This is a genomic window from Pseudomonas sp. TUM22785, from assembly GCF_028198105.1.
GTDB classification, from domain to species: domain Bacteria; phylum Pseudomonadota; class Gammaproteobacteria; order Pseudomonadales; family Pseudomonadaceae; genus Metapseudomonas; species Metapseudomonas solani.
Genome location: NZ_CP116239.1, coordinates 4,313,165 through 4,339,085, shown reverse-complemented (window position 1 = coordinate 4,339,085; position 25,921 = coordinate 4,313,165). Strand labels below are relative to the sequence as shown.

Annotated in this window: 26 protein-coding genes and 6 tRNA genes; 18 read left to right on the top strand and 14 right to left on the bottom strand. The window is 67.4% G+C overall.

What is annotated here, in order from left to right; all coding sequences use genetic code 11:
* Window positions 1–76 precede the first annotated feature (76 nt).
* The 3 genes from msrB to PI990_RS19650 all read left to right on the top strand — a co-directional run bounded on the left by msrB (window position 77) and on the right by PI990_RS19650 (window position 1,535).
* A complete protein-coding gene (gene msrB, locus PI990_RS19660; RefSeq protein WP_021217362.1) occupies window positions 77–475 on the top strand; it encodes a peptide-methionine (R)-S-oxide reductase MsrB in 399 nt (132 codons plus the stop codon).
* Window positions 476–582: 107 nt separating this feature from the next.
* Window positions 583–1,068 (top strand): glutathione peroxidase, encoded by a 486-nt coding sequence (locus tag PI990_RS19655; protein WP_184488809.1) that lies wholly within the window; start codon window positions 583–585, stop codon window positions 1,066–1,068.
* On the top strand, window positions 1,065–1,535 hold the full coding sequence (locus tag PI990_RS19650; protein WP_271658195.1) for a MarR family winged helix-turn-helix transcriptional regulator: 471 nt from the start codon (window positions 1,065–1,067) through the stop codon (window positions 1,533–1,535). Before PI990_RS19655 ends, PI990_RS19650 begins: the two co-directional genes overlap by 4 nt.
* On the opposite strand, the gene PI990_RS19645 is transcribed toward PI990_RS19650, so the two are convergent.
* The gene (locus PI990_RS19645) at window positions 1,516–3,840 is read right to left on the bottom strand and encodes a response regulator (RefSeq protein WP_184488807.1); all 2,325 of its coding nucleotides are present in this window, start codon (window positions 3,838–3,840) and stop codon (window positions 1,516–1,518) included. The two genes, PI990_RS19650 and PI990_RS19645, sit on opposite strands and share 20 nt — an antisense overlap.
* A gap of 97 nt (window positions 3,841–3,937) precedes the next feature.
* Between PI990_RS19645 and PI990_RS19640 the strand changes: the two genes are divergently transcribed.
* Window positions 3,938–4,825, top strand: coding sequence for an ATP-binding protein (locus PI990_RS19640; protein WP_021217358.1), 888 nt, complete (start codon window positions 3,938–3,940; stop codon window positions 4,823–4,825).
* Window positions 4,822–5,304 (top strand): GAF domain-containing protein, encoded by a 483-nt coding sequence (locus tag PI990_RS19635; RefSeq protein ID WP_021217357.1) that lies wholly within the window; start codon window positions 4,822–4,824, stop codon window positions 5,302–5,304. Before PI990_RS19640 ends, PI990_RS19635 begins: the two co-directional genes overlap by 4 nt.
* 63 nt (window positions 5,305–5,367) lie before the next feature.
* Here PI990_RS19635 and PI990_RS19630 read toward each other — a convergent pair whose 3' ends face one another.
* The gene (locus PI990_RS19630; RefSeq protein ID WP_271658194.1) at window positions 5,368–6,030 is read right to left on the bottom strand and encodes a glutathione S-transferase family protein; all 663 of its coding nucleotides are present in this window, start codon (window positions 6,028–6,030) and stop codon (window positions 5,368–5,370) included.
* Between the two features lie 33 nt (window positions 6,031–6,063).
* Window positions 6,064–6,831, bottom strand: coding sequence for a hypothetical protein (locus PI990_RS19625; RefSeq protein WP_271658193.1), 768 nt, complete (start codon window positions 6,829–6,831; stop codon window positions 6,064–6,066).
* Between the two features lie 232 nt (window positions 6,832–7,063).
* On the opposite strand from PI990_RS19625, the gene PI990_RS19620 reads away from it, so the two are divergent.
* From PI990_RS19620 to PI990_RS19595, 6 genes are all read left to right on the top strand, one after another.
* Window positions 7,064–7,139 (top strand) — tRNA-Glu (locus PI990_RS19620).
* Between the two features lie 25 nt (window positions 7,140–7,164).
* Window positions 7,165–7,240, top strand: a tRNA-Gly gene (locus tag PI990_RS19615).
* A 32-nt stretch (window positions 7,241–7,272) separates the two neighbouring features.
* Window positions 7,273–7,348, top strand: a tRNA-Glu gene (locus PI990_RS19610).
* A 7-nt stretch (window positions 7,349–7,355) separates the two neighbouring features.
* Window positions 7,356–7,431 (top strand) — tRNA-Gly (locus PI990_RS19605).
* 32 nt (window positions 7,432–7,463) lie between these two features.
* Window positions 7,464–7,539 (top strand) — tRNA-Glu (locus PI990_RS19600).
* Between the two features lie 7 nt (window positions 7,540–7,546).
* Window positions 7,547–7,622 (top strand) — tRNA-Gly (locus tag PI990_RS19595).
* Window positions 7,623–7,679: 57 nt separating this feature from the next.
* Here PI990_RS19595 and PI990_RS19590 read toward each other — a convergent pair.
* Window positions 7,680–8,690, bottom strand: coding sequence for an ABC transporter substrate-binding protein (locus PI990_RS19590; RefSeq protein WP_271658192.1), 1,011 nt, complete (start codon window positions 8,688–8,690; stop codon window positions 7,680–7,682).
* A 190-nt stretch (window positions 8,691–8,880) separates the two neighbouring features.
* On the bottom strand, window positions 8,881–9,768 hold the full coding sequence (locus PI990_RS19585) for a LysR substrate-binding domain-containing protein (RefSeq protein ID WP_271658191.1): 888 nt from the start codon (window positions 9,766–9,768) through the stop codon (window positions 8,881–8,883).
* 109 nt (window positions 9,769–9,877) lie between these two features.
* Between PI990_RS19585 and PI990_RS19580 the strand changes: the two genes are divergently transcribed.
* From PI990_RS19580 to PI990_RS19570, 3 genes are all read left to right on the top strand, one after another.
* Window positions 9,878–10,621, top strand: coding sequence for a sulfite exporter TauE/SafE family protein (locus PI990_RS19580; protein WP_271658190.1), 744 nt, complete (start codon window positions 9,878–9,880; stop codon window positions 10,619–10,621).
* A 47-nt stretch (window positions 10,622–10,668) separates the two neighbouring features.
* Window positions 10,669–11,460 (top strand): AraC family transcriptional regulator, encoded by a 792-nt coding sequence (locus PI990_RS19575; RefSeq protein WP_271658189.1) that lies wholly within the window; start codon window positions 10,669–10,671, stop codon window positions 11,458–11,460.
* Between the two features lie 79 nt (window positions 11,461–11,539).
* Window positions 11,540–12,154 carry a LysE family transporter gene (locus tag PI990_RS19570; RefSeq protein WP_184488799.1) on the top strand — a complete coding sequence of 205 codons (615 nt, stop codon included), beginning with the start codon at window positions 11,540–11,542 and terminating at the stop codon, window positions 12,152–12,154.
* 34 nt (window positions 12,155–12,188) lie between these two features.
* On the opposite strand, the gene fahA is transcribed toward PI990_RS19570, so the two are convergent.
* Together fahA and hmgA are read right to left on the bottom strand one after the other, a co-directional pair.
* A complete protein-coding gene (fahA, locus tag PI990_RS19565; protein ID WP_271658188.1) occupies window positions 12,189–13,484 on the bottom strand; it encodes a fumarylacetoacetase in 1,296 nt (431 codons plus the stop codon).
* Window positions 13,485–13,487: 3 nt separating this feature from the next.
* Window positions 13,488–14,789, bottom strand: coding sequence for a homogentisate 1,2-dioxygenase (hmgA, locus tag PI990_RS19560; protein WP_271658187.1), 1,302 nt, complete (start codon window positions 14,787–14,789; stop codon window positions 13,488–13,490).
* 102 nt (window positions 14,790–14,891) lie between these two features.
* On the opposite strand from hmgA, the gene PI990_RS19555 reads away from it, so the two are divergent.
* Window positions 14,892–15,680, top strand: a complete 789-nt coding sequence (locus PI990_RS19555) for an IclR family transcriptional regulator (RefSeq protein ID WP_271658186.1) — start codon at window positions 14,892–14,894, stop codon at window positions 15,678–15,680.
* A gap of 739 nt (window positions 15,681–16,419) precedes the next feature.
* Here the strand turns inward: PI990_RS19555 and hppD are convergent.
* The 6 genes from hppD to PI990_RS19525 form a co-directional block, all read right to left on the bottom strand.
* The gene (hppD, locus tag PI990_RS19550) at window positions 16,420–17,496 is read right to left on the bottom strand and encodes a 4-hydroxyphenylpyruvate dioxygenase (RefSeq protein ID WP_021217994.1); all 1,077 of its coding nucleotides are present in this window, start codon (window positions 17,494–17,496) and stop codon (window positions 16,420–16,422) included.
* Between the two features lie 164 nt (window positions 17,497–17,660).
* On the bottom strand, window positions 17,661–18,296 hold the full coding sequence (gene maiA / locus PI990_RS19545) for a maleylacetoacetate isomerase (RefSeq protein ID WP_271658185.1): 636 nt from the start codon (window positions 18,294–18,296) through the stop codon (window positions 17,661–17,663).
* 217 nt (window positions 18,297–18,513) lie between these two features.
* A complete protein-coding gene (locus PI990_RS19540; protein WP_271658184.1) occupies window positions 18,514–19,830 on the bottom strand; it encodes an MFS transporter in 1,317 nt (438 codons plus the stop codon).
* Window positions 19,831–20,072: 242 nt separating this feature from the next.
* Complete coding sequence (locus tag PI990_RS19535; protein WP_271658183.1) at window positions 20,073–20,429, bottom strand: hydroxyisourate hydrolase; 357 nt, start codon at window positions 20,427–20,429, stop codon at window positions 20,073–20,075.
* Window positions 20,426–20,932 carry a nucleoside deaminase gene (locus PI990_RS19530; RefSeq protein ID WP_184488792.1) on the bottom strand — a complete coding sequence of 169 codons (507 nt, stop codon included), beginning with the start codon at window positions 20,930–20,932 and terminating at the stop codon, window positions 20,426–20,428. The genes PI990_RS19535 and PI990_RS19530 overlap by 4 nt, the downstream gene beginning before the upstream one ends.
* 44 nt (window positions 20,933–20,976) lie before the next feature.
* Window positions 20,977–22,308 carry a nucleobase:cation symporter-2 family protein gene (locus PI990_RS19525; RefSeq protein WP_271658182.1) on the bottom strand — a complete coding sequence of 444 codons (1,332 nt, stop codon included), beginning with the start codon at window positions 22,306–22,308 and terminating at the stop codon, window positions 20,977–20,979.
* A 157-nt stretch (window positions 22,309–22,465) separates the two neighbouring features.
* Between PI990_RS19525 and PI990_RS19520 the strand changes: the two genes are divergently transcribed.
* Window positions 22,466–23,380: a LysR family transcriptional regulator gene (locus PI990_RS19520; RefSeq protein WP_184488790.1), complete on the top strand. Its 915-nt coding sequence runs from the start codon at window positions 22,466–22,468 to the stop codon at window positions 23,378–23,380.
* 10 nt (window positions 23,381–23,390) lie between these two features.
* On the opposite strand, the gene PI990_RS19515 is transcribed toward PI990_RS19520, so the two are convergent.
* A complete protein-coding gene (locus PI990_RS19515) occupies window positions 23,391–23,957 on the bottom strand; it encodes a TetR/AcrR family transcriptional regulator (RefSeq protein WP_043244788.1) in 567 nt (188 codons plus the stop codon).
* A 164-nt stretch (window positions 23,958–24,121) separates the two neighbouring features.
* On the opposite strand from PI990_RS19515, the gene PI990_RS19510 reads away from it, so the two are divergent.
* Window positions 24,122–24,919 carry a crotonase/enoyl-CoA hydratase family protein gene (locus tag PI990_RS19510; protein ID WP_271658181.1) on the top strand — a complete coding sequence of 266 codons (798 nt, stop codon included), beginning with the start codon at window positions 24,122–24,124 and terminating at the stop codon, window positions 24,917–24,919.
* A 78-nt stretch (window positions 24,920–24,997) separates the two neighbouring features.
* Window positions 24,998–25,912 carry an alpha/beta hydrolase family protein gene (locus PI990_RS19505; protein ID WP_442969286.1) on the top strand — a complete coding sequence of 305 codons (915 nt, stop codon included), beginning with the start codon at window positions 24,998–25,000 and terminating at the stop codon, window positions 25,910–25,912.
* Window positions 25,913–25,921 lie beyond the last annotated feature (9 nt).

The following is a 25,921-nucleotide window of genomic DNA, read 5'->3' as shown; positions in this document are numbered from 1 at the left end:
AAGCCACGCATGATACGTGCGGCCCGATGACCGGAAAAGGTACTGGTCGGGCTTTTTTCCGTAGCCGAGGTGACCCATGGAAAAGCTGGACAAACCCCTAGAATCCTGGCGTGAAGAGCTGAGCGAAGCGCAGTTCCACGTCTGTCGCCTGGGGGGCACCGAACGCCCCTTCACGGGGGAATACAACGGCACCAAGACGCCGGGTATCTACCACTGCTCGTGCTGTGGGGCGGCGCTGTTCGACTCCGATGCCAAGTACGACTCCGGCAGCGGCTGGCCGAGCTACTTCCAGCCGGTGGATGACGTCTCGGTCGCCGAGAAGGAAGATTTCAGCCACGGCATGCACCGTATCGAGGTGCGTTGCGCCCGCTGCGACGCTCACCTCGGCCACGTGTTTCCGGATGGCCCGCGCCCGACCGGGCTGCGCTACTGCATCAACTCGGTATCGCTGAAGCTGGTGCCGCGCGAAGCCTGATCCATAAGGCCCGCTAATGAGCGGGTCTTTTTTGTGGTAATTAAATTGCGTGCAATTTAATTGCAAGCTATCTTCCTGCCGTCATTCCTTCCTCCAGGTGAAAGTCCATGAGCAGCAAGCTTTTCGATATCCCCGTCACCACCATCAAGGGCGAGCAGAAGACCCTCGCCGACTTCGGCGGCAAGGCCGTGCTGGTGGTCAACACCGCGAGCAAGTGCGGCTTCACCCCGCAGTACAAGGGGCTGGAGAGCATCTGGCAGCAATACAAGGACAAGGGGCTGGTGGTGCTCGGCTTCCCCTGCAACCAGTTCGGCAAGCAGGAGCCGGGCGACGAGGGCGCCATCTCCGAGTTCTGCGAGTTGAACTTCGGCGTCAGCTTCCCGCTGTTCAAGAAGATCGACGTCAATGGCGCCGACGCCCATCCGCTCTACGTCGAACTGAAAAGCCGCGCGCCGGGCCTGCTGGGCAGCAAGGGTATCAAGTGGAACTTCACCAAATTCCTGATCGATGGCGAAGGCCGCGAGGTTAAGCGTTTTGCGCCGACCACCAAGCCGGAAGACCTGGCCACCGAGATCGAAGCGCTGCTGAAATGACCCCACCAGCCCTGCCCGACGCCGACCTGCTGCTGGACAACCAGCTGTGCTTCAAGCTGTACGCTGCGTCGCGCGCAGTGATCCGGGGCTACCGGCCGATGCTGGAGCGGCTCGGCCTGACCTACCCGCAGTACCTGGTCATGCTGGTGCTCTGGGAGTGGCATGCCGCGCCGCCCGAGCAACCCACGGTCAAGGCCCTGGGGGAGCGCCTGATGCTGGATTCCGGCACCCTCACGCCGCTGCTGAAACGCCTGGAACAGCTCGGCCACGTGCAGCGCCGTCGGGCGGCCCATGACGAGCGCGAGGTGCACCTGGCGCTGAGTGAAGCGGGTATCGCGCTGCGCGAGCAGGTATCGGCATTGCGCACCGAACTGCTGTGCAGCAACGGTCTGGACCTCAACGAGATGGTGGAGCTGCGCGGTCGCCTGGCCGAGCTGCTCGGCCGCTTCACTGGGCTGGCTGGGTAGTCGGCAGCCAGTTGTCCAGCAGGGCGACCAGCTCTTCACGGCGGAAGGGCTTGGCCAGGTAGTCGTCCATGCCGGCGGCGCGGCAGCGTTCGCGTTCGTCCGGCAGGGCGTTGGCGGTCAGCGCTACCACCGGCAGGCCCGGCCAGTTGCCGCTCTGGCGGATGCGCCGGGTGGCTTCATAGCCATCCATGATCGGCATGTTGCAGTCCATCAGCACCAGGTCCACCGGGTGTTCCGCGAGCATCTGCAGCGCCTCCCCGCCATGGGCGGCGACCAGCACCTCACAGCCCAGCTTGCCGAGCATGCCCTTGGCCACCAGCTGGTTCACCGCGTTGTCTTCCACCAGCAGCACCCGTGCCGAGCGCGCCAGGCGTTGCTTGGGCGTGGGGCTGGGCGCCGGTTCGTCCGGCAGCTGCTGCAGGCTGCGGCGCAGTGCCTGGTAGAGCGCCGAGCGGGCCAGCGGCCGTGCCAGTTGCTGCAGCGGCGCCAGGGGCGTGGCCTGCTCGGCCTGGAGGAAGTTGCCGTAACCGGTGATTAGCAGGATCGGCGCCGCGCTCTCGTCGCGCAGACGCTGCAGTTGTTCCGGCGAGTCGGTGATGATCTGGTCGAACACCTGGCCTGCCAGGCTGGTATCGACATCGCTTCGTTGGTAGTTGATGCCCCAGGCCGGCAGCCAGGTCTTCAGCAGTTCGGCCAGGCCGCTACCGGCGGCGCACAGCGCGATGACGCGCCCCTGCAGCGCCGGTGCCGGCGTGGCATCGGCATGGCTGGCCAGCGGCAGTTCGGCACTGAACAGGCTGCCGATGCCTTCTTCGGAACGCACTTGCAGCGTGCCGTCCATGGCTTCGCAAAGCCGACGGGTGAGGGCGAGGCCGAGGCCCGTGCCACCGAACTGCCGGGTGATGCCGGCGCCGGCCTGGGCGAAGGGCTGGAACAGCTTGGGCATGGCATCGCTGGAGATGCCGATGCCGGTGTCGCGGACGCCGATCAGCACGCCCTCGGCGGTGGGCGTGACGCGCAGGTCGACGCGGCCGAAGCGGGTGAACTTGAGGGCGTTGGACAGCAGGTTGCTGACGATCTGGCGCACGCGGGTCGGGTCGCCCACCACCAGGGCCGGTAGGCGCGGGTCGATCAGGCAGCTCAGCTCCACGCCCGGGGCGGCGTTCTGCGACAGCAGGCTGGCGGTGTCTTCCACCAGCACGCCGAGGTCGAAGGGGATGGCTTCCAGCTCCAGCTGGCCGGCCTCGAACTTGGACAGGTCGAGGATGTCGTTGAGCAGTTCCACCAGCACGTTGCCGGAGTCGTGGGCGATGGTGAGCTGCTGGCGTTGCTCGGCGTTCAGCGGGCTGTCCAGGGTCAGGGCGAGCATGCCCAGCAGGCCGTTGAGCGGGGTGCGGATCTCGTGGCTCATGTTGGCCAGGAAGGCGGCACGGGCCTGGGCCGTTTCAATGGCGTGGGTGCGGGCCATGTCCAGCTCCTGGTTGGACTGGCTGAGGCGGCTGTTGGTGGCCTTCAGTTCAGCGGTGCGCGCCGAGACGATGTTCTCCAGCTCCGCCAGGTACTGGGTGAGCCTGTCTTCGGCGTCGCGGCGTTGCTCCATCTCGGCGAAGAGGTTCGCCAGTTGCCGGTTGATCACGTCCACCAGGACGCCGATCTCGTCCTGCTCGTGGCCGGGGGGGCAGGGCAGGCGGTTGTCCACCGGGCTGCGCGAGTCGCCTTCGCTGAGGGCACGGATCAGCCCCACCAGCGGCTTGGTGAGCATGCTGTAGAAGAGCACCAGGAGGATCAGCGACAGCAGCAGGCTGCGCACGAACCCGGAGATCAGGGTGAGCATGGAGCGCCGCAGGAAGTGGTTGCCGAAGGCGAAGGTGTCCACTTCCAGGCGCAGCAGGCCCAGGGTTTCCGCGGGGGCGTGGGCGATGTAGAGCGGGTCCTGGAAATCTCGGCGCTCACCGAAGAGGAAGTCGCTGAAGATGCGGTAGTCGCTCTCGGTGCGCGGGCGGCTGACGCTGGCGAGCACGGTGCCGCTGTTGTCGATGATCTCGGCGCGGATCACCGCCGGCGAACGCAGCAGCCCCAGCACCAGTTCCTGGGCCAGTTCGGCGTCGATGTTGTAGGCGATGCGGGCGGCGGGGTTGTGGCTGATTTCCAGCAGCGCATTGATCTCGCGCTCCAGCGAGGCGTTCTCGCTGGCGTAGTCGATGCCGACCTGAATGATGCTGAGAAGGGTCCCGAGTACGAACGCCACCAGCACGGTGATGCTGGCCTGTTTGAACGACAGGCGTTGGGTTAGCGGGATATCCATGGGCGTGAAGATTTGGCCTTGTTCCGTGGGCTTGCCAAGCATAGCCTATCCCACCTGCTGACAGCCCGGCTCTCCGAGCTGAACCAAGGAGTTTATTGTGGATTCCCGTTTGATCGACTTCCTGGAGCGCGCCGACGCGGTACTCGCGCGCCTCGATCCCCTGCTGCCGGCGCTGCGCCCGGCCATCGACTGGCAGGACTGCATCGCCGCCCGCTGGCACCGCGAAGGGCGCGGCGGTTACCTGCAACCCCTGCAGGTGAGCCTGGATCTTAACCTCACCGACCTGATCGGCGTCGATGCCCAGCGCGAGCAGCTGGCGCGCAACACCCGCCAGTTCGTCGATGGCCTGCCGGCCAACCATGCGTTGCTCTGGGGCGCCCGTGGCACGGGTAAATCCTCACTGGTGCGTGCGCTGCTGGCCGAGCACGCCGGTGCCGGCCTGCGCCTGATCGAGATCGAGCGCGACCACCTCGCCGACCTGCCGCGCGTGGTGGAGCAGGTGGCCAAGCTGCCGCAGCGTTTCGTGATGTTCTGCGACGACCTCTCCTTCGAGGCTGGTGAGGGCGACTACCGCGTACTCAAGAGCGTGCTCGACGGCTCGCTGGAGCGCGCGCCGGACAACGTGCTGCTCTACGCCACCTCCAACCGCCGCCACCTGGTGCCGGAGAAGCAGAGCGACAACGAGCATTGGCAGATGGTCGACGGCGAGCTGCACCCCAATGAGGCGGTGGAAGACAAGATCGCCCTGTCCGACCGCTTCGGCCTCTGGTTGTCCTTCTACCCCTTCACCCAGGAGCACTTCCTGGCCGTGGTGCGCCACTGGATCGAGACCCTGGCGCCCCGTGACCTGGCCTGGGAATGGAATGAAGAGTTGGAAAAAGCGGCCATCCGCTGGGCCCTCGGGCGTGGCAACCGCAATGGCCGTTGTGCCTATCAATTCGCCCGCCAATGGGTTGGCCGGGCGCTGCTGGAGACTTCCCGATGATCGACCTGCAACAGGCCGGTGCCGGCCTCGAGGGCTATGCCCTGCTGGCCGCCCAGCTGGAGTCGTTGCTCGCCGACGAGCGCGACTTCATCGCCAACGCCTCGCAATTCTCGGCCTTCCTCTATAACGAGCTGCCGGAGCTGAACTGGGCGGGCTTCTACCTGAACAAGCAGGAGCAGCTGGTGCTTGGCCCCTTCCAGGGCAAGGTCGCCTGCGTGCGCATTCCGTTCAGTCGGGGTGTGTGTGGCGCCGCCGCGCGCACCCGCGAGACCCAGCGCGTGGAGGACGTGCACGCCTTCCCCGGGCATATCGCCTGTGACAGCGCGTCCAACAGCGAGCTGGTGGTGCCCCTGGTGAAGGACGGTGCGCTGATCGGTGTGCTCGACCTCGACAGCCCGAGCGTTGGCCGCTTCAGTGAGGCGGACCAGGCCGGCATCGAGAACCTGGCGGCGATCTTCCTGCGCCTGACCGACTGCTGATCGGTCGCGCCATGAAAAAGCCCGGCAAGTGCCGGGCTTTTTCGTTTCTGCGGGGCAGGGCGGTCAGGCCGCGCCGCTGAGCTTGGCCAGGGTCCGTTGCTCGCCGGGCAATACCGTCTGCACCGACTCCCGCGCACGGATGCGCTGGTAGTGGGCGGCCAGGGCCGGCCAGCGGCCGCTGTCCAGCAGCTCGGTGCCGTGCTCCATGTTGATCAGCTGGCAGCACAGCGCCAGGTCCGCCAGGGTCAGCTCGTCACCGACGAAGTACTCGGCATCGCGCAGGGTCTTTTCCAGGTAGTTGAAGTGCTGGGGCAGCTTGTCCTGCAGCGCCGCTTGTACGGCTGCTTCGTCGCAGGGCTGGCCCATGGTCGGCTTCAGCGCACGGTTGCGGAACACGCAGAAGGTGGTCAGCGGTGCCAGCTCGTAGTCGGCGTACTTCTCCAGCCAGCGCACCCGGGCGCGCTGCTGGGCATCGCGGCCATAGAGCGGTGCCAGTTCGGGGTGCTTTTCTTCCAGGTACTGGCAGATGACGCTGGAGTCGGCGAGGGTGAAATCACCGTCGCGCATCGCCGGGATGCGCCCCAGCGGGTTCAGCTCCCGGTACCAGGCGGGCTGGCCGAAGGGCGTGATGATTTCCAGCTGGTAATCGATGCCCTTTTCCAGGAGGAACAAGCGCACCTTGCGCACGAAGGGGGAGAGCGGGGCGCCGTAGAGGGTAATGCTCATCGTGGGTGTCCTTGTCTGAGCGGGGCCGGGCTGTCAGTCGTAGATGTTCTTCTTCTTCCAGGTGTCTTCGTCGTCCAGGGATTTCAGGGCATCCCCGAGCTCGCTCGGCTCATCGGCGGCCGGCGGCTTGTCCAGGGCCAGGGCGTTGGCGCGGGCCAGCTGGTTCTGCAACTGCTGCAACTGGTTCTGGTAGCGGGCGGGCTCCGGCTGCTTCTGCAGGTACTGCACGCCACGCTCGAAGGCCAGGCGGGCCTGGCGCGGTTGGCCTTCCTGCAGGGCCTGCAGGCCGAGGTTGGTGAAGAACTCGATATGCAGCTGCACCAGCATGCCGCGGATTTCGTTGACCCAGCGCTTGGCATCGTTGACGGGCATGAAGCCATCCTTGGCCGAGCGGGTCAGCTGGCCGTGCAGGGATTCCAGCTGGAAGCGGATTTCCTTGGCCTGGGCTTCGTTGCTGATCTTCAGCGGCGCGTTGCGGATCGGCATCCCTTCGCCCAGGGCCACCAGGCCCCGCAGTTCCTCGGCCTGGACCTTGAGCTGGGCGTTGCTTTTGTCCAGGGGCAACAGGCGCTCGCAGAAGAGCAATTGCAGGCGGGTCAGCTGCAGCTTCAGCGCGGGGGTCATGAACTGGCCGGGCAGGCTTTCGGAGAGGATGCTGGTGCGGCGCAACCTGTCGATGAGGTCGGCGCGCAGCCGGGCTTTCTCCAGCTTGCTGTTCTCCACCATATGGTTGGCGTAGCCGATGATCAGCAGTACCGCTATGCCGGCTATCACCATCAGGGTGATCACGAGTGGCGACATCTTTATACAGCTCCCGTGTGCGTTTTCTGCGGGAGTGTAGAGGGTTGGCCACCCTGCTGATAGCTCCGTGTCAGTTTTTGCCCTGAACTCGTTGATTTTAAAAGTTTTTTGTCGAAGGGTTGACGGGTGCCAAAACGCTCCCTAGAATGCGCGCCACTTCGACGCGAAGCCTGAGGGCAAAAGCGGCGAAGGCCGGAAGAAAGCGTCATAGCTGTTGTAAGCTCCGGGCCGCGTCCCCTTCGTCTAGTGGCCTAGGACACCGCCCTTTCACGGCGGTAACAGGGGTTCGAGTCCCCTAGGGGACGCCACTTTCTGGCTGTATGTAGTTGTATTGCGGGAATAGCTCAGTTGGTAGAGCACGACCTTGCCAAGGTCGGGGTCGCGAGTTCGAGTCTCGTTTCCCGCTCCAGATTTTCAAGCAATGCTTGTTGAGTGTTGTTTGTCCCCTTCGTCTAGTGGCCTAGGACACCGCCCTTTCACGGCGGTAACAGGGGTTCGAGTCCCCTAGGGGACGCCAGTTTCATGCGGGAATAGCTCAGTTGGTAGAGCACGACCTTGCCAAGGTCGGGGTCGCGAGTTCGAGTCTCGTTTCCCGCTCCAGTTTCACAAGCGATGCTTGCCAGGTTTTACCTGTCCCCTTCGTCTAGTGGCCTAGGACACCGCCCTTTCACGGCGGTAACAGGGGTTCGAGTCCCCTAGGGGACGCCAGTTTCACGCGGGAATAGCTCAGTTGGTAGAGCACGACCTTGCCAAGGTCGGGGTCGCGAGTTCGAGTCTCGTTTCCCGCTCCAGTTAAACGAAAACGCCGCTCATTCGAGCGGCGTTTTCGTTTGTGCGTCATTTGCCCCTCAGAGCCCGGCAGCCACCTTGGTGCGGGCCTCTTCGGGCAGCCAGTTCTTCCAGGCATCGGGATGGGCGCGCAGGTAGTCGCGCGCGGCGTCGCGGGGTGGCTGGCGTTTCTCGCTCATGGTTGCCAGTGCCTGGTTCAGGCCGTCGATGGGCAGGTCCACCTTGGCGAACATCTCCGCCAATTGCGGGTAGCGCTGGCGAAAGGAGGCGGAAACGCCTATGGCCAGGCGCGCGGGCAGCGAGCGGGTGCCGCGTGGGTTGGGGTGGCTGGCGTCGGCCAGGGTCTTCCAGGCGTCGGCATCGAAGGGCGGCTCTTCCAGCTTGATCAGCTTGTAGCGGCCCAGCAGGGGCGTCGGCGACCAGTAGTAGAACAGCACCGGCTGGCCGCGACGGATGGCCGAGGTGATCTCCGCGTCCAGGGCCGCTCCGGAGCCGGTGCGGAAGTTGTTGTAGCTGCCCTCGAGCCCATAGGCCTTGAGCTTCTGGCTGTTGACGCCTTCGGAGGTCCAGCCGGTCGGGCTGTTGAGGAAGCGCCCCTTGTTCGGTGACTCCGGGTCGCGGAACACCGCCTTGTAGCGCGCCAGGTCCTGCACCGAGCGCAGCTCCGGCGCCACCGCCTCGATTCCGCGCTCGGCGTCGCCTTCGATCACATAGGCCGGCACCCACCAGCCTTCGTCGGCGTTCTTGACGATATCGCCGAGGGCGAACACCTTGCCTTCCTGCTCCGCCTTGATCCACACCGGGCTGCGCCCCGGCCATTCCTCGGCGATGACCTGGATGTCGTCCTGGGCCAGCGCGGCTTCCAGGCTGACGGTGCTGCCGGGCAGGGTGTCCGTCGGGTAGCCGTAGCCCTTCTCGACCACCAGCCGGAGGATCTCGGTGATCAGGCTGCCGCTTTCCCAGGTCAGGTCGCCGAAATGGATCGGCTCGCGCTGGTCCGCCGTTGCGCCCTGGCTCAACAGGGTGGCGGCGAGCAGGGCGCCGCCCAGCAGGTGCTTGATCGATCGCATGGGGTTCTCCACGGTTGCGGGTACGGGGACGAAGGTTAGACCGCCCTGGCCGGGAGCGCCTGCTGGGCGCCCGTCACGCAATGGTCATGACGCCGACATGATTCGGTAGCCATCGCGCCCTAGTCTCGGCGCTACACATCGTGCTCCTGATTCATTTGCGGCCGCCTCCGGGCGGCCTTTTCTTTGCCCGTTATCCGGCGAGCAGCGCCTGCGCCAGGCGCGCGGCAGGGGGGGTCAGGGCGTCGAAGCGCATGGCGCAGAGGTGCAGGTGGCGGGTGGCCCAGGCATCGGCCAGGGGCAGGGCGCGCAGCGCGTGACGGTCCCTGGCGCGCTGCAGCGCCGCCTCGGGCACCAGGGCGATGCCCACGCCACGGGCCACCAGGCTGCAGACCGTATCGAAATCGCTGACCCGCAGGCGCAGCTCCAGGTGGCGACCGGCGTTGAGCGCCTTGCCGGCGATGTGCTGTTGCAGCGGGTTGTCACGGCCCAGGCCGACGAAGGCGCGGCCGAGCAACTGCTCGAAGTGCAGCGGCCCGTCGCCGTCGAGGCTGCCGTCATCCAGGCGCGTCACCAGCAGCAGGCGGTCGACGCGGAAGGGGCGCGCCTCCAGGCCGGCCATGTCGGTGCTATCGGCCAGCACGCCCAGGTCCGCCTGGCCCCGGGTCAGCGCCTCGACTATGGCGTGGCTGGGCTTTTCCTCGATATCCAGGTCGATCAGCGGGTGCATGAGCAGGAAGTCGCCGAGCACGCCGGGCAGGTGCTCGGCCAGGGCGGCGGTATTGCCCAGCAGGCGCACCCGGGCGCGCAGGCCCGTGGCGAAGTCGCCCAGCTCATCGGCCATCAGCTCCAGCTGGTGCGTCACCGCGCGGGCGTGATGGGCCAGGGCGCGGCCTGCCGGGGTAGGGCGTACGCCATGACGCTGGCGCTCGAACAGCGGCGTGCCGAGGCTTTCCTCCAGCCCCTTGAGGCGCGCGCTGGCCGAGGCCAGGGCCAGGTGGCTGCGCTCGGCGCCGTGGGTGATGCTGCCGGCGTCGAGGATGTCGAGGAACAGCTTGAGGTCGATCAGGTCGTAGCGCATCGCGGGTTTCCAGGCTTCGTCCAGGGCGTAGCCTGGGCTCGGGAATCACAGATTCAGCCCTGGCGCGGCAGCGCGCAAGCTAAAGCCATTCTTCTGTGTGTTGATCGATATGCTGCTGCTTTTCAGTGCCCTGGTTTTCCTGCTCGCCGGCCTGGTCAAGGGCGTGCTCGGCATGGGCCTGCCCACCGTGGCGATGGGCCTGCTGGCGGTGGTGATGACGCCGGGCGAGGCCTCCGCGCTGCTGCTGGTGCCTTCGCTTCTGACCAACCTCTGGCAGCTGTTCGCCGGCCCGGCCCTGTTGCCGTTGCTGCGTCGCCTGTGGCCGCTGCTGCTGACGCTGACCCTGGGCACCCTGGTGACCACGCGCTGGCTGGTGGAGTCCGCCAGCCCCTGGATTCCCGTCGCGCTCGGGGCCTGCCTGCTGGCCTACGGCGCGCTCGGGCTGCTGTCCATCCGCCCGCCGGCCCCGAAGAGCCGCGAAGGCGCCTGGTCTGCGCTGGCGGGGCTGCTCACCGGTCTGGTGACGGGCCTTACCGGCGTCTTCGTGATCCCGGCGGTGCCCTACCTGCAGGCCCTGGGGTTGCCGCGTGAGGCGCTGATCCAAGCCCTGGGCCTGTCCTTCACCGTCTCCACCCTGGCGCTGGGCCTGGGCCTGTTCATTCACGGCGGCAGCCAGAGCCTGGACCTCGGCCTCACCTGGCTGATGCTGCTGCCGGCACTGCTGGGCCTGGAGATCGGCCAGCGCATCCGCCGGCGCCTGAGCGAGGCCATGTTCCGCCGGCTGTTCTTCCTCGGCTTGCTGGGCCTGGGGACGCATTCGCTGCTGCGCGGGGCGATGGCCCTGGCCGGCTGAATCGCCGGGGCGTTATGCTCGGCGCCTCCCGATCCCGAGTTCCCACCATGCTCCACAGCCGACAGGCCTTTCTCGGCCGCCTGGAAATCGCCAGCAACAGCGGCAGCGGCCACGCCTTCGCCAAGCACAGCCACGACGAATGCGTCATCGGCGTGAACCTGGTGGGCGAGGAGCAGGTGTGGCTGGACCGGCGCAGCTTCCGCGCCGGCGCGGGCGACATCACTCTCTACAACCCGGGGCAGATCCAGGGCGGCGGGGTGAAGGAGGGCGAGCCCTGGCGCTATGTCGGCCTCTACGTCACCGCCGAGCAACTGGCCGATGACCTGGGCCTGGCGCGGGTAGAGTTCCAGCAGGCCTGCAGCCACCAGCCCGACCTCGCCGCCAGCCTGGCTGATGCGGTGGAGCGGGCGCTGGGTGGCGATGCCCTGGTGCGCGAACGCGCGGAGGAGCGCCTGCTGCTGTGGCTCGGGCACCTGGTGCAGCGCACTGCTGGGCCCCTGCCGGATGTGGCAGCGGTAGGCGTGGGGCCGATGGCGCGGGTGCAGGAACTGCTGGCCGAGCGCCTGCAGGACAGCCCGAGCCTCGACGAACTGGCCACCGAACTGGGCCTGTGCAAGTTCCACCTGTTGCGTGCTTTCCAGAAACACACCGGCCTCAGCCCCCGGCAATGGGCCATGCAACTGCGCACCCGCCGTGCCCGTGGCCTGCTGCGCGCGGGCTGGTCGGCCACCGATGCCGCGCACGCCCTGGGTTTCGCCGACCAGAGCCACCTCAACCGCCACTTCCGTGCCGCCTACGGCATCACCCCCGGCGAGATGAAGCGCCTGCTCAACGCCTGAGTGCAATCCTGTTCAAGTCCATGGGCGCGGGGCCGGGCAGAATGCGCCCATCCGCTCCCCTGCATCGTTCGAGGTTTGCATGCTCCTGCTGTTCTGCTCGGCCTTCGTCTTCGGCGTGGTCTTCTGCCTGTCCCCCGGCGCCGTGCTTGCCGAAACCCTGCGCCGTGGGCTGCTGCATGGCTTCCGCCCGGCGCTGCTGGTGCAATTCGGTTCCCTGGTGGGCGACGCGGTCTGGGCGGTGCTCGGCCTGGCAGGGCTGACCCTGCTGCTGGGGCAGGACCAGGTGCGCCTGCCGCTGACCCTGGCCTGCGCGGCCTACCTGGCCTGGCTCGGGCTGCGCAGCCTGCGCGATGCCTGGCAACTGCCGGAGGAGGGCGAAGCGGAGGCGCATGAGGATCGCGGTGCACTGCTCACCGGCGCGGCGATCTCGCTGACCAACCCGAAGAACATCGTCTACTGGGGCGCCCTCGGTACGGCCATGGCGGGCATCGTCGGCGGTGCGCCGGACCTGGCCCAGACCAGCGTGTTCTTCGCCGGCTTCATGACCGCCTCGTTGGCCTGCTGCTTCCTCTGTGCGGCGCTGGTGGACTGGCTGCGGCGCAACAGCTCGCCGACCTGGCATCGGGTCAGCCACGGGCTGTGCGGGGTGTTGCTGCTGGGGATGGCGGCCCTGGCCCTGCGCGGGCTGGCCTGAACAGGCGCGGGCCCGGGAGGGCCCGCGTTGAAACTCAGAGCACCCGGCCGCGGCACTCGCCGAAGCCGATGCGCACCCGGCCTTCGCCCTCGCACCAGGCGCGCAGGATCACCTCGTCACCGCTTTCCAGGAAGGTGCGCTGCTCGCCGCTTGCCAGGGACAGCGGCTGCTTGCCGCCGAAGGTGCTCTCCAGCAGGCTGCCGAAGGCGTCGGCTTCCGGGCCGGACAGGGTGCCGGAGCCGAACAGGTCGCCCGGTTGCAGCTTGCAGCCGCCCACCGCGTGGTGCGCCACCAGCTGCGCCACGGTCCAGTACATGTGCTGGGTGTTGCTCAGGGCCAGGCGTTGCGGCTGCTGGCCGCGCTCGCGCATGGCGGCGGTCTGCAGCAGCACCTCCAGCTGGATGTCGAAGGCACCACGGGCCTGGTCATTGGCATCCAGCAGGTAGGGCAGCGGCTGCGGGTCGCCTTCCGGGCGTGCCGGCTGGGCGGTGCGGAAGGGCTCCAGGGCCTCGGCTGTTACCACCCAGGGCGATACGCTGGTGGCGAAGTTCTTCGCCAGGAAGGGGCCCAGCGGCTGGTATTCCCAGGCCTGCAGGTCACGCGCGGACCAGTCGTTGAGCAGGCAGTAGCCGGCGATGTGCTGCTCCGCCTCGCCAATGGCGATGGCATCGCCCATGGCGTTGCCCTGGCCGATCCAGATGCCCAGCTCCAGTTCGTAGTCCAGGCGCTTGCTGGGGCCGAAGTTCGGCACCTCGGCGCCCGGCGGCAGGGTCTGGCCGTTGGGGCGGTGCACCGGGGTACCGGACACACACACGGTGGACGCGCGGCCGTGGTAGCCGATGGGCACGTACTTGTAGTTGGGCAGCAGCGGGTTGTCCGGGCGGAACAGGCGGCCGACGTTGTTGGCGTGGTGGATGCCCACGTAGAAGTCGGTGTAGTCGCCGATGCGCGCCGGCAGGTGCAGCTGGCAGTCGGCAGCGGCCGGCAGCAGCTCGGCGCCCAGGGCTTCCAGGCGTGCCTGGGCGGGGCTGCCTTCGGCGAGCAGGTCCTGCAGCTGGCGGCGCAGGGCGCGGCGGGCGTTGGCGCCCAGGGCGAAGAAGGCGTTGAGGTCTTCCCCGGCGGCGACGCGCGCGGCGTCGGCCGCTTCACCTTCGAACAGGCCGGTGGTGGTGGCGACCTTGAGGTCGAAGACCTGCTCGCCGATGGCGACGCCGCCGCGCGGGGTGCCGCCCACCGGGCTGAAGATGCCCAGGGGCAGGTTCTGCAGGGGGAAGTCGGGGTGTTCGTTGGCCGAGGCTATCCAGCTGCGGCGGTTGTCATTCTGGGTCATCGGTCAGTTCCTGCCGTTGAAGGTCTTGGCCATGCCGTTCCAGCAGGCATCGTAGTCGTTCTGCAGCTGCGGGCACTCCAGGGCGTAGCGGGTGGGGCGCAGCACGCGGCCGGTTTCGAACATGAACGCCATGGTGTGATCGAGCTTGTGCGGCTTGAGTTCCGCGGCGATGGCGGCGGTGGTGCTGGCGTTGTCCGGGCCGTGGGCGCTCATGCAGTTGTGCAGCGAGGCGCCGCCGGGGGTGAAGCCGCCGGCCTTGGCGTCGTAGGCGCCCTGGATCAGGCCCATGAATTCGTTCATCAGGTTGCGGTGGAACCACGGCGGGCGGAAAGTCTTCTCGGCCACCATCCAGCGCGGCGGGAAGATCACGAAGTCGACGTTGGCCATGCCCGGGAAGTCGCCCGGGGAGGTCAGCACGGTGAAGATCGACGGGTCCGGGTGGTCGTAGCTGACCGTGCCGATGGTGTTGAACAGGCGCAGGTCGTACTTGTAGGGCACGTTGTTGCCGTGCCAGGCGACCACGTCCAGGGGCGAGTGGTCCAGCTCGGCGGCCCAGAGCTCGCCGAGGAACTTCTGCACCAGGGTCACGGGTGCGTCGCTGTCCTCGTAGTGGGCCACCGGGGCGAGGAAGTCGCGCGGGTTGGCCAGGCCGTTGCTGCCGATGGGGCCCAGGTCCGGGATGCGCAGCGCGGCGCCGTGGTTCTCGCAGATGTAGCCACGGGCGCTGTCGTCCAGCAGTTCGACGCGGAACTTCATGCCACGGGGGATCACCGCGATCTCCAGGGGCTCAACGTCCAGCAGCCCCAGCTCGGTGACCAGGCGCAGGCGGCCCTGTTCGGGGACGATCAGCCATTCGCCGTCGGCATTGAGGAAGGCACGCTGCATCGAGGCGTTGGCACGGTAGACGTGCACGCTGACGCCGGAGGCCTGCTCGGCATCGGCGGTGGCGGCGATGGTCAGCAGGCCATCGATGAAATCGGTGCGCTCGGCGGGGATGTCATGGGCATCCCAGCGCAGGCGGTTGGGGTCGATCGGCCCCACGTGGCGACCGGGGATCTGCCGCTCCAGGCGCTGGAAGCGCGGGTGCGCGGCGGACGGGCGGATGCGATACAGCCAGGTGCGACGGGCCTCGGCGCGGGAAACGGTGAAGGCGGTGCCGGAGAACTGCTCGGCATAGAGGCCATAGGGCGCGCACTGCGGCGAGTTCTGCCCGACGGGCAGGGCGCCCGGCAGGGCTTCGCTGGCGAACTGGTTGTTGAAGCCGGATTGATAGGCGAGGGCGGTGGGGGGCAGTGAGGAGCTCATGAGAACCTCTGTGTTTTTTGTAATTGAATTACGGATAACGTAATTTGAAAGCCTGAGAGGGTCAAGCTATAACAGCGCCTCCATTGCCAACCGAGGTAGTAGATGGCCATCCAACGGGACGACGCCGAGGCGCCCAAGCGGCAGAAAGTACAGGCGGCCGAAGTCGGCACCGAGATTCTCAAGGGGCTCGCCGACCTGGCGCCGGCCACCTCCCTGTCTCGCCTGGCCGAGCACGTCGGCATGCCGGCGGCCAAGGTCCACCGCTACCTGCAGGCGCTGATCGCCAGCGGCTTTGCCGAGCAGGATGTGGCCACCAACCACTACGGCCTGGGGCCGGAGGCACTGTTCGTCGGCCTCGCCGCCATCGGCCGGCTGGATGTGGTGCGTGCCGCCACGGCGCAGCTGTCGGAGCTGCGAGATGCGCTCAACGAGACCTGCTTCCTCGCCGTCTGGGGCAACAAGGGGCCCACCGTGGTGCACGTCGAGCAGCCGCTGCGGGCGGTGACCCTGGTCACCCGCGTGGGTTCGGTGCTGCCGCTGCTGGGATCTTCCACCGGCCTGGTGTTCGCCAGCTACCTGCCCGACGCCGAGACGGCGCCGCTGCGCGAGGAGGAGGCGAACCTGCCCGGCGTGCCCGGCGCCAAGGCGCTGCGCAAGCAGATCGCCGAGATCCGTGCGAGCGGCCTGCACCACGTGCACGGCCTGCTGATGCCGGGGGTGAATGCGCTTTCCGCACCGGTGTTCGCCGTGGGCGAGCAGATCGCCGGGGTGATCACCGTGGTCGGTGCCGCCAGCGGCTTCCAGGCCGAAACCAGTGGCCGCGCAGCGCAGTTGCTGAAGCAGGCGGCGGAATCCATCACTGCGCGCATGGCGGGTGTTCGTCCCGTTTGAGCGTGGTTCACCGCCCTGTTGTGGGAATTTATTGGCTCTGTCTGCGTTAAGTGTTGCTAGAAGAATTGAGCCCAGCTGATTGTCGTGCTCTGGTGATATTTCTGGTTTCGCCCACCCGGGCGAGTCTCTTTCTTCAGTCGCCAAGAAAGAAACCAAAGAGGCTTGCCCCGTCATCCGGCCCCGGCTTCGCCGGGGTTCCCTCACTCCATCGTTGCTCTGGGGGCCGGCGCGATGGGCCATCCATGGCCTGGCGCGCCTCTCGCGGCATCCATGCCGCTCGTCCCCCGGCGCAACGACTGCGTTCGGCCTCCTGGAGGGGCGTTGGCGGCTGCTCCAACTTTCCTCGCTCAAATCCACACATTGATGTGCGCACTAACCTAACGTGCACGTAGCGGCGGCTTTCGTAGGATGGCGTAGAGCGAAGCGAAACCCATGCGGATCAGCGCGGCTGAGGACTCGACAGGATGAACGCGTGCCGTAGGGTGTGCCGTGCGCACCTCCGCGCGGTGCTTCCGGCGAGTCCGAGGTGCGCGCAGCACACCCTACGTCCGGAGTGAGTGGCGGCTGCATGCTCCGAGGTCTGATTGCGCCCCCTTCTAGGGGGCCAAAAGCAAAGCCACGTTCTAAGAACGTGGATGTTTACTCGCGATGCGCTTCGCGGTTGAAACCGCTCCCACAGGCAGACCTGCGACCCCATGAAAAAGCCCGCTGATGCGGGCTTTTTCGTTACGGCGGTGACTCACTCGGTGGTGAGCACGCCCCGGCGGATCTGGTCGCGTTCGATGGACTCGAACAGGGCCTTGAAGTTGCCCTCGCCGAAACCGTCGTCGCCCTTGCGCTGGATGAACTCGAAGAACACCGGGCCCATCAGGGTTTCCGAGAAGATCTGCAGCAGCAGGCGGCGGTCGTTGGCCTCGGTGGAGCCGTCCAGCAGGATGCCACGGCTCTGCAGTCGCTCCACCTTCTCGCCATGGTTGGGGATGCGGCCTTCGAGCATCTCGTAGTAGGTGGCCGGCGGTGCGGTCATGAAGCGCATGCCCAGGGCCTTGAGCTCGTCCCAGGTCTTCACCAGGTCGTCGGTGAGGAAGGCCACGTGCTGGATGCCCTCGCCGTTGAACTGCATGAGGAATTCCTCGATCTGCCCGGCGCCCTTGGAGGATTCCTCGTTGAGCGGGATGCGGATCATGCCGTCCGGCGCGGTCATGGCCTTGGAGGTCAGGCCGGTGTACTCGCCCTTGATGTCGAAGTAGCGGATCTCGCGGAAGTTGAACAGCTTCTCGTAGAAGTCCGCCCAGTAGGCCATGCGACCGCGATACACGTTGTGGGTGAGGTGGTCGATGATCTTCAGCCCGGCGCCCCTGGGGTTGCGCTCCACGCCTTCGATGAACTCGAAGTCGATGTCGTAGATGGACGAGCCTTCGCCGAAGCGGTCGATCAGGTACAGCGGCGCGCCGCCGATGCCCTTGATCGCCGGCAGGCGCAGCTCCATCGGGCCGGTGGGGATCTCGATCGGCTGGGCGCCCAGCTCCAGGGCGCGGGCATAGGCCTTGTGCGCGTTCTTCACACGGAAGGCCATGCCGCACACGGAGGGGCCGTGCTCGGCGGCGAAATAGGAGGCGGCGCTCTTCGGCTCGTTGTTGAGGATCAGGTTGATCTCGCCCTGGCGATAGAGATGCACGTCCTTGGAGCGGTGGGTGGCCACCTTGGTGAAGCCCATGCTGGCGAAGATGGGTTCCAGCAGGTTGGGCACCGGCGATGCCAGCTCGATGAATTCGAAGCCCATCAGGCCCATGGGGTTTTCAAAGATGTCGGCCATGTTCTGGCTCCTTGCAGTGGCGCGCGGCGGCGCCTGAATCGGATGAAAGTCGGTGTGGCGTCGATTCAGGCAAGGGGCGGTGGCGCGCAGGGAACGCCGCGCACGCTGCGGGCGAGGAAGTCGCCGATGGTCACTTTGAAACCGAGGGTCTGCATGTGTGCTCCTCAGGCCGGCTTGTCGGCCTGGGCGTCCGGGTGGGCCTTGCGGAAGGCCGGGTGTTCCAGGGCCAGGCGCTCAACCCTGAGGATACGCGGGTAGGGCGCCAGGTCTACGGCAAAGCGTCGGGCGGCGTAGAGCTGGGGCAGCAGGTAGACGTCCGCCAGCCCCGGCTCGGTGCCGAAGCAGAAACCATCGTCGCCGATCAGCGCTTCGACGGCGGCCAGGCCTTCGCTGATCCAGTGGACGATCCAGGCGTTCACGCCATCCTCGTCGGTGCCCAGCTGGCGCAGGCGGTTGAGCACGGCGACGTTGTGCAGCGGGTGGATGTCGCAGCCGATCAGCGCGGCGACCTGGCGCTGGCGTGCGCGCTGCAGCGCATCGCCGGGCAGCAGGGCCGGTCGCGGGTGGGTCTCTTCGAGGTATTCGATGATGGCGGGGGACTGGATCAGCACCTCGCCGGAGTCGGTGCGCAGGGCGGGGACGCGGCCCTGGGGGTTGATCGCGCGGTACTCGGGCTGGCGGTGTTCGCCGCCGTCGCGGATCAGGTTGACCGGCAGGTGCTGGACCTCCAGGTCCTTCAGCGCAAGCGCGATGCGTACGCGATAGGACGAGGTGGAGCGGTAATAGGTGTAGAGGTCCATGGCGGGCACTCGCAGGGCAGGGCGTCGGTCGGCAGGCTCACCGCTGACGCTATTGTTTTCATAATCTATTTACACTCTGCGTAATTTTTGTCGCTGCGGCAAGTCCGGCGTTCGAATAATCCGCTCGCCTGGGGCATCTGGACGTTCGAGTCCCCAGGCGGGCGGCATGTTCCGCCGCCGGTCAGCGACAGGGCGTCTTTGCCGGGGGCGGCGGCTGTCATTCCGGCTGGTAATCCAGGGACCGTTTGCAAGACTCCGGCAGCGCCATGCCGCCAGCCAGGGCCAGCAGGGCGATGGCGATCAGGTAGAAAGCGGGCGACATGGGATTGCCGGTCTGCCCGATCAGCCAGGTCGCCACCAGCGGTGCGGTGCCCCCGAAGACCGTATAGGCCAGGTTGTAGGTGAATGCCGAGGCGGTGTAGCGCACCTGGGTCGGGAACTGCTCGGACAACAGCACCGCCGTCACCACGCCACAGACCACTGCACCCACCGCCAGCAGCATCGCCCCCAGCGCTGCGGCGAGCAGGCTGCCCGAACCTGCCAGCATGAAGGCCGGGTAGACCGCGACGATCAGGCAGGCGCACCCCGTGAAGATGGTGCGCCGACGCCCGACCCGGTCCGAATAGCGCCCCACCAGCGGGCACAGCAAGGCGGCGAACAGCAGGGCCACCAGGCTGGCGAGCAGGGCGGTCGGCCGCGAGGCACCGCCGACCACCTGCATGTAGGTGGTGAGGTAGGTGGTGAAGGTATAGAACGACAGCGCGGTGGCGGAAATGAAGGCCGAGAGGCAGAAGATCGTGCGGCCATGCTCCAGCAGGGTTTCCTTCAGCGGCGAATGAGCCGCCTGCGGGGCCGCCGCCAGGGCGCGGAACGCCGGTGACTCGTCCAGGTGCAGGCGCATGTACAGGCCGATCAGGCCCAGGGGGGCGGCGACCAGGAAGGGCACGCGCCAGCCCCAGTCCTGCATCTGGGCCTCGGACAGGAGCAACCCCATGCCGAACACGATGCCTGCGGCGGCGGCAAAGGCCATGAAGGTCGACACCGGGACGAAGCTGCCGTACTGGGCTTTCCGCTCGGTGGGCGCATGCTCCATGACGAACGCGCAGGCGCCGGCATACTCCCCGCCGGCGGAAAAACCCTGGATGCAGCGGGCCAGGGCCAGCAGCAGCGGGGCGAGCAGGCCGATGGACCCATAGGTCGGCAGCAGGCCGATCAGGGTGGTGGCTGCGGCCATCAGCAATACCGTGATGGCCAGGATGCGCTTGCGCCCGACCTTGTCCCCGAGGATGCCGAAGACGATCCCGCCCAGCGGGCGCAGGGCGAACGACACGGCAAACACGGCGAAGGTCTGCAACAGCGCGAGGGAGGCATTGCCCGGCGGAAAGAACAGGCCGGCGATGGTCACCGCGAGGAAGCCGTACACGGCAAAGTCGAACCACTCGACGAAGTTGCCGATGGCCGAGGCAGCGATGACCTTGCGCAAGGTCGCCGGATCGACGGACGAGGTGGTGTGGGAAATAGCCTGGATGGTCATGGTCGCTCCGAGCCCTCTGGTGGTCACGGACGCGTCTGGCCTGGGCCTTGGCGTCCCCCTGCCGGCAACCTACCGAGCCTGTCCGCGACCTTGCCCCCCCGGATGCGACCCGTAACCAGCCGACAGCGACACCGGCGCGCGCCTGCCTGGTTCCTGCCGCGCCTGTCCGACTGGGGCGATGGCGGGCATTTCCGTACCTGCAGCGCAGGGTCGCACGCACGGAAATGCCGGCGCTGGCAGGCTCAGGCGCCGCCGCGGAAGCAGGAGACGCCCCAGGCGGTGAGCTTGAACGGCAGGTGGTAGTGCTGCCCGCTGTCGGCTAGGCCGAAGCGGTAGACCAGCAGGTCGAGGAAGGCCGGTTCGGGCAGCGCCATGCCCTGGGCGCGGTAGAAGTCCGCCACCTGCAGGCGGACCTCGTAGACCCCCGGCACGCAGCGGCCGGCTTCGCCCGCGAGCCCGGCGAACAGCCCGTCCGCGCCGATGCGCCCGGCGTGGATCAGTTCGCGGCGCTCGCCGTCGAGGTGCTCCAGTTGCAGCGCCAGCCCTTCGGCGACGCAGCCGCTGGCGACGTCGACGACATGGATGGAAATGCCCTTCACGTCCAGAACCCTTCGTGGGGCGCCGCCGCCTCCTGCTCCAGCATCGGCCCCAGCACCGTCACCTGGCGCTGGCCGCGGGCGAACACCTCGCGACAGGGCAGGGAGAAGGTGGGGTTCTCCGGGTGGGCGCCGGTCAGCTCCAGCAGCGCGTGCTCGGACAGCGCATAGACCACCCGGCCGACACCGGTCCAGTACACCGCGCCGGCGCACATGCAGCAGGGTTCGGCACTGGTGTAGAGGGTGCATTCGGCCAGGGCCTCGGGGCTCAGCAGGCGTGCGGCCTTGGCCACCGCCACCAGTTCGGCGTGCTGGGTCGGGTCGCCTTCCGGCGGCATCGAGTTGTTGCCGGCGCTGGCGATCACCTTGCCGTCGCGGTCCGCCACCAGGGCGGCGAAGGGGTGGCGGCCGCGTTGGCGCGACGCCTGCGAGAGGCGGATGGATTCGCGCAGCAGTTCCAGGTCGAGGTCGCTGACCCCGGCGGGTACCAGGTGGGTGAAGGTCATGGGTGACTCCTTGGGCAGTGGGTGCGCAGGGCGCGAGAGAAAGGTCAGTCGGCGAGGTCGGCGGTGCCGCTCGCGGTGTGCTCGGCGGGCTCACGGCCGTTGAGCAGCAGGTTGAGGACGATGGCGGTGATGGCGCCGAGGAAGATGCCGCTCTCCAGCACCAGCTTCAGGGCGCCGTGGGTATGGGCGAAGAGCGCGGGGAAGGACATCGGCAGCACGCCGACGCTCACCGAGACGGCGACCACCAGTGCATTGCGCGTGCCTTCGAAGCGCACCCGCGAGAGCTCCTGGATGCCCGCCACCGTGGTCATGCCGAACATCACGATGGCGCCGCCGCCGAGCACGGGGGGCGGCACGGCGGCGATCAGGGCGCCGAGCTTGGGGAACAGGCCCATGAGGATCATGATCCCGCCGGCGGCGGCCACCACGAAGCGGCTCTTCACCTGGGAGAGGGCGATCAGCCCGGTGTTCTGGGTGAAGGCGTTGTAGGGGAAGCTGTTGAACAGGCCGCCGATCACCGTGGACAGGCCGTCGGCGCGGAAGGCGTTGCCCAGGGTGCGCGCATCCACGGAGCGGCCGGTGAGTTGGCCGATGGCCAGGCAGTTGCCGGTGGTCTCGGCCATGATCACCAGCATCGCCAGGGTCATGATCAGGATCGGCGTCAGCGAGAACTGCGGCACGCCGAAGGCCATGGGGGCGGAGAGTTCGAACCAGGCCGCCTCGCCGACGCGGCTGAAGTCGGTCATGCCGCAGGCCGCCGCCAGCAGGCTGCCCAGCAGCAGGCCGATGAGCACGCTGAGGTTGCCGATTAAGCCGGAGAAGCGCGCATAGACCGCAAGGATGATGGCGGCCGTGGCCAGCCCCAGCAGCAGGTTGGCCGGCGCGCCGAAGTCGGCGGCATCCGGGTTGCCGCCGCCCAGCCAGATGGCCGCTGCGGGCATCAGCGAGATGCCGATGATGGTGATCAGGCTGCCGATCACCACCGGCGGGAAGAAGCGCAGCAGGCGGCTGAACACCGGTGCCAGGGCGATGGTGATGACCCCGGCGGCGATCACCGCGCCGAACACCTGGGCCAGGCCGTATTCCTTGCCGATCATGATCATCGGCGCCAGGGCGATGAACGAGCAGGCTTGCACCAGCGGCAGGCGTGCGCCGAACTTCCAGAAGCCCAGGGTCTGGATCAGCGTGGCGATGCCCGAGGTGAGCAGGTTGGCGTTGATCAGCAGGACGATCTGCGCGTTGCTCAGGCCCAGGGCGCTGCCGAGGATGAGCGGCACGGCCACGGCGCCGGCGTACAGCACCAGGACGTGTTGCAGACCGAAGGTCAGAAGTTGCCGGATGGGGAGTAGCTGGTCGACCGGATGGGTGGGGCTCATGGGTATCTCCTGGAGGTGCAGCTGTTTTTGTTATTGGGGGCGGGTTGCCCAGCGTTTCGAGGAGGCAGTGCTGGCTTGCGGGCATCTTCAGGGGCTTGAAGGCGATGGAACAAATGAATAACCATCGCTTATTTCGATGGTTGCGGTGGGCACGACGATGCGTTTTTCCCTTGATCAGCTCCAGGTGTTCGTCGCCGTGGTGCAGGCTGGCTCCTTCTCCGCCGCAGCCCGGCGCCTGGGGCGCACCCAGTCCACCGTCAGCGCGGCCATCGCCAACCTGGAGACCGACCTGGGGGTGGAGCTGTTCGACCGCTCCACGCGCATCCCCACCCTCACCGCCGGTGGTCACAAGCTGCAACTGGAAGCCGAGGCGGTGCTGGCGCGCTGCCTGGCCCTGCAGGGGCATGCCGACAGCCTGGCGGAGGAGACCGAGCCCAGCCTGACCCTGGCCATCGAGGTGCCCTACGCGACGGTGATGCCGGTGCTGCGGGACTTCGAGCAGGCCTTCCCCCATGTCGACCTGATCATCCGCCACCCGCACCACGGCGATGTCGCCGGCATGCTGCAGCGCGGCGAGGTGGAGCTGGGCATCGCCTTCTCCCAGCCGGAATACCCGCGCGAGCTGGAATTCCAGCAGCTGGGCAAGCTGATCATGGTCCACGTCACCCACCCCCGGCACCCGCTGGCGCAGCGCGAGGAGGTCAGCTTCGACGACCTGCACGCCCATCGCCGGCTGGCCTTCAGCGCCCACGCCAGCAAGCTGCCCAGCAGCGAATACCTGCGCGCCACGCGACTGTGGCAAGCGGAAAGCTACATGGCGCTGGTGGAGATGGTGCGGGCCGGCCTCGGCTGGGCGACCCTGCCGCGCCAGCTGGTGCAGCGCGAACTGGCCGCCGGTGAACTGGTGGAGTTGCAGCTCGCCGCCTACCCGCACACCGACTGGCTGGTGGGGGTCGACCTGCTCTGGCAGCGCCGCCATGGCCGGGGCCAGGCGCAACGCTGGCTGCGTGAGCGGTTGATGGGCACCAAGGTGTTCGAGCTGGACCGCCAGGGCAGGGCGACCACGCTCTGACGCGTGCGGGTCAGCCCTGCGCCTGGAGCTGTTGCAGCGCGCGGCGGGTGACGGCGTCGATATAGGCGGGGGCGTTGTAGATGCGCGCGAGGAGGATGGCGCCTTCGTAATCGGCCACCAGTTGGCGGCCCAGCTCGCCGGCCTGCGCCTCGCCGAAGTTCGGTCGGTAGAGGTTGGCGAAGGCGGCGGCCCAGTCGTCGAGGAAGCTGCGGATCGGCTCCATCAACTCGCTCTTGCCGTAGGTCGCATCCACCGCGACCACCGCCATCAGGCAGCCGATGGCATCGTCCTGGAACAGCTTGCCGGCCTTGTGGCCGATCTTCGCCAGGCGCTCGTGGGGCGCCAGTTCTTCATCGAAGGCGATGGCGAACAGCGCCTTGCCGATGCGCTCGTGGGTCCAGGCCAGCACGTCGCGCAGCAGCGATTCCTTGTTCGGGTAGTGGTGGTAGAACGAGGCCTTGGTCAGCCCGCACGCCGTCGCCAGCGCATCCATGGTGGTGCCGTGGTAGCCCAGCCGCTTGAAGGTGTTGGCGCAGTGCTGGAGGAGTTCGTCGCGGGAGATTTTTGGCGGTCGCACGGTGGATTTCCTGCTCTCGATCAAGGCCGCTGATTCTAGGGCATAAGCCTCGCCACCTCAATTTGACGGTTACCGAATGTTTGTTTAGTTTCTCCTGGCCGAACAAACGGTAAGTAACTGGCGAAGCCTTCGCCAGACAGCCATCGACACCCAGGAGACTATTCATGAGCGAAGCCAACAGCGGGGCGGGACGCGTCACGCGGGAACGGCGGGACCAGTTGTTTCTGATCGGCCTGGACCGGGCCGGCAAGCGCAATGCCTTCGACAGCGCCATGCTTGCCGACCTGTCCCTCGCCATCGGCGAATACGAGCGTGACGAGGCCATGCGCTGCGCCGTGCTCTTCGCCCATGGCGAGCACTTCACCGCCGGCCTCGACCTGCTGGAGCTGACGCCCAAGCTCGCCTCCGGCGGCTTCCAGTACCCCAGCGAGGGCATCGACCCCTGGGGCGTGTCCAAGCCGCGCCGCACCAAGCCGGTGGTGGTCGCGGTGGAAGGCACCTGCTGGACGGCGGGCATCGAACTGGTCCTCAACGCCGATATCGCCATCGCCGCCCGCGACGCCCGTTTCGCCCATCTGGAGGTGCTGCGCGGCATCCCGCCGTCCGGCGGCTCCACCGTGCGCTTCACCCAGGCCGCCGGCTGGACCGACGCCATGCGCTACATGCTCACCGGCGAAACCTTCGACGCCGCCGAGGCGCTGCGCATGCGCCTGCTCACCGAGGTGGTCGAGCCGGGCCAGGCGCTGGCGCGGGCCATCGAATATGCCGAGCGCATCGCCAAGGCCGCGCCCCTGGCCATCCGCGCCACGCTGCAGTCCGCCTTCCAGGCGCGGGACGAAGGCGATGACGCGGCACTCTCGCAGCTCAACGAACTGCTGTTCGGCCTGATCCGCAGCGAAGACGTGCGCGAAGGGGTGATGGCGATGATGCAGAAGCGTGAACCGGTCTTCAAAGGCCGCTGAAACGCGGTTGAACGGTCGGCGGCCACCCGGGCGCCGGCCCGACCTGGATAGATGAATAGCTGGAACATGAACGAGACGATGACCAAGCACCTTCCCGAACAGGGCATCCGCGTGGAGAAAGTCAGCCTGCCCGCACGCGACGGTTACCCCCTGGTCGCCACCCGCTACCACGCAGCGGGCGAGGCCCGGGGCAACCTGCTCCTGGCCGGCGCCACAGGGGTGCAGCAGCGCTTCTACCGACGCTTCGCCGAGCATGCGGCGCGGCAGGGGCTCAACGTACTGACCCTGGATTACCGCGGCGTCGGCGAATCCGTCCCGGCGACGCTCAAGGGCTTCCACATGGCCTACCTCGATTGGGCCTACCAGGACCTGGCCGCCGCGGTGGACCTGCTCGGCGCCGATGCGCTGCCGCTGTACTGGGTGGGGCATTCCTTCGGCGGGCACGCCATCGGTCTGCTGCCCAACCATGATCGCCTCGCCGCGTGCTACAGCCTCGGCAGCGGCGCCGGCTGGAGCGGCTGGATGCCTCGCGGCGAAGCCCTGAAAACCCGCCTGCTGTGGAGCCTGGTGCTGCCGCCCATCGTCGCTTGGAAGGGCTACATGGCTTGGAGCCTGCTGGGCATGGGCGACGACCTGCCCGTGGGTGTGTACCGCGACTGGAAGCGCTGGTGCCGCCACCCGCACTACTACTTCGACGACCCCGGCATGGCCCATGTCGCCGGGCTCTACGCCAGTGTACGCACGCCCTGCGTGTTCGCCACCTCGGTGGACGATCCCTGGGCACCGCCGCGCTCGCGGGACGCCTTCGTCAAGGGCTACAGCAACGCCCCGCTGACCCGGCGCGACCTGCATCCCCCGCAGGGCGGCGAGCCCATCGGCCATATGGGCTATTTCCGCGCGGGTTCCGAACCGCTCTGGGACGACATCCTGAAATGGCTGCTGGCCCACGCACCGCAACGCCGTGCCAGGCACCCCGAACCCACTCCCTGCTGAGGATATGGC

Excerpts from the sequence above, each read along its gene's own strand:
- msrB (WP_021217362.1), top strand. The coding sequence starts at position 77 with ATGGAAAAGCTGGACAAACCCCTAGAATCCTGGCGTGAAGAGCTGAGC.
- PI990_RS19655 (WP_184488809.1), top strand. The coding sequence starts at position 583 with ATGAGCAGCAAGCTTTTCGATATCCCCGTCACCACCATCAAGGGCGAG.
- PI990_RS19650 (WP_271658195.1), top strand. The coding sequence starts at position 1,065 with ATGACCCCACCAGCCCTGCCCGACGCCGACCTGCTGCTGGACAACCAG.
- PI990_RS19645 (WP_184488807.1), bottom strand. The coding sequence starts at position 3,840 with ATGGATATCCCGCTAACCCAACGCCTGTCGTTCAAACAGGCCAGCATC.
- PI990_RS19635 (WP_021217357.1), top strand. The coding sequence starts at position 4,822 with ATGATCGACCTGCAACAGGCCGGTGCCGGCCTCGAGGGCTATGCCCTG.
- PI990_RS19630 (WP_271658194.1), bottom strand. The coding sequence starts at position 6,030 with ATGAGCATTACCCTCTACGGCGCCCCGCTCTCCCCCTTCGTGCGCAAG.
- PI990_RS19625 (WP_271658193.1), bottom strand. The coding sequence starts at position 6,831 with ATGTCGCCACTCGTGATCACCCTGATGGTGATAGCCGGCATAGCGGTA.
- PI990_RS19590 (WP_271658192.1), bottom strand. The coding sequence starts at position 8,690 with ATGCGATCGATCAAGCACCTGCTGGGCGGCGCCCTGCTCGCCGCCACC.
- PI990_RS19585 (WP_271658191.1), bottom strand. The coding sequence starts at position 9,768 with ATGCGCTACGACCTGATCGACCTCAAGCTGTTCCTCGACATCCTCGAC.
- PI990_RS19580 (WP_271658190.1), top strand. The coding sequence starts at position 9,878 with ATGCTGCTGCTTTTCAGTGCCCTGGTTTTCCTGCTCGCCGGCCTGGTC.
- PI990_RS19575 (WP_271658189.1), top strand. The coding sequence starts at position 10,669 with ATGCTCCACAGCCGACAGGCCTTTCTCGGCCGCCTGGAAATCGCCAGC.
- PI990_RS19570 (WP_184488799.1), top strand. The coding sequence starts at position 11,540 with ATGCTCCTGCTGTTCTGCTCGGCCTTCGTCTTCGGCGTGGTCTTCTGC.
- fahA (WP_271658188.1), bottom strand. The coding sequence starts at position 13,484 with ATGACCCAGAATGACAACCGCCGCAGCTGGATAGCCTCGGCCAACGAA.
- hmgA (WP_271658187.1), bottom strand. The coding sequence starts at position 14,789 with ATGAGCTCCTCACTGCCCCCCACCGCCCTCGCCTATCAATCCGGCTTC.
- PI990_RS19555 (WP_271658186.1), top strand. The coding sequence starts at position 14,892 with ATGGCCATCCAACGGGACGACGCCGAGGCGCCCAAGCGGCAGAAAGTA.
- hppD (WP_021217994.1), bottom strand. The coding sequence starts at position 17,496 with ATGGCCGACATCTTTGAAAACCCCATGGGCCTGATGGGCTTCGAATTC.
- maiA (WP_271658185.1), bottom strand. The coding sequence starts at position 18,296 with ATGGACCTCTACACCTATTACCGCTCCACCTCGTCCTATCGCGTACGC.
- PI990_RS19540 (WP_271658184.1), bottom strand. The coding sequence starts at position 19,830 with ATGACCATCCAGGCTATTTCCCACACCACCTCGTCCGTCGATCCGGCG.
- PI990_RS19530 (WP_184488792.1), bottom strand. The coding sequence starts at position 20,932 with ATGACCTTCACCCACCTGGTACCCGCCGGGGTCAGCGACCTCGACCTG.
- PI990_RS19525 (WP_271658182.1), bottom strand. The coding sequence starts at position 22,308 with ATGAGCCCCACCCATCCGGTCGACCAGCTACTCCCCATCCGGCAACTT.
- PI990_RS19520 (WP_184488790.1), top strand. The coding sequence starts at position 22,466 with ATGCGTTTTTCCCTTGATCAGCTCCAGGTGTTCGTCGCCGTGGTGCAG.
- PI990_RS19510 (WP_271658181.1), top strand. The coding sequence starts at position 24,122 with ATGAGCGAAGCCAACAGCGGGGCGGGACGCGTCACGCGGGAACGGCGG.
- PI990_RS19505 (WP_442969286.1), top strand. The coding sequence starts at position 24,998 with ATGACCAAGCACCTTCCCGAACAGGGCATCCGCGTGGAGAAAGTCAGC.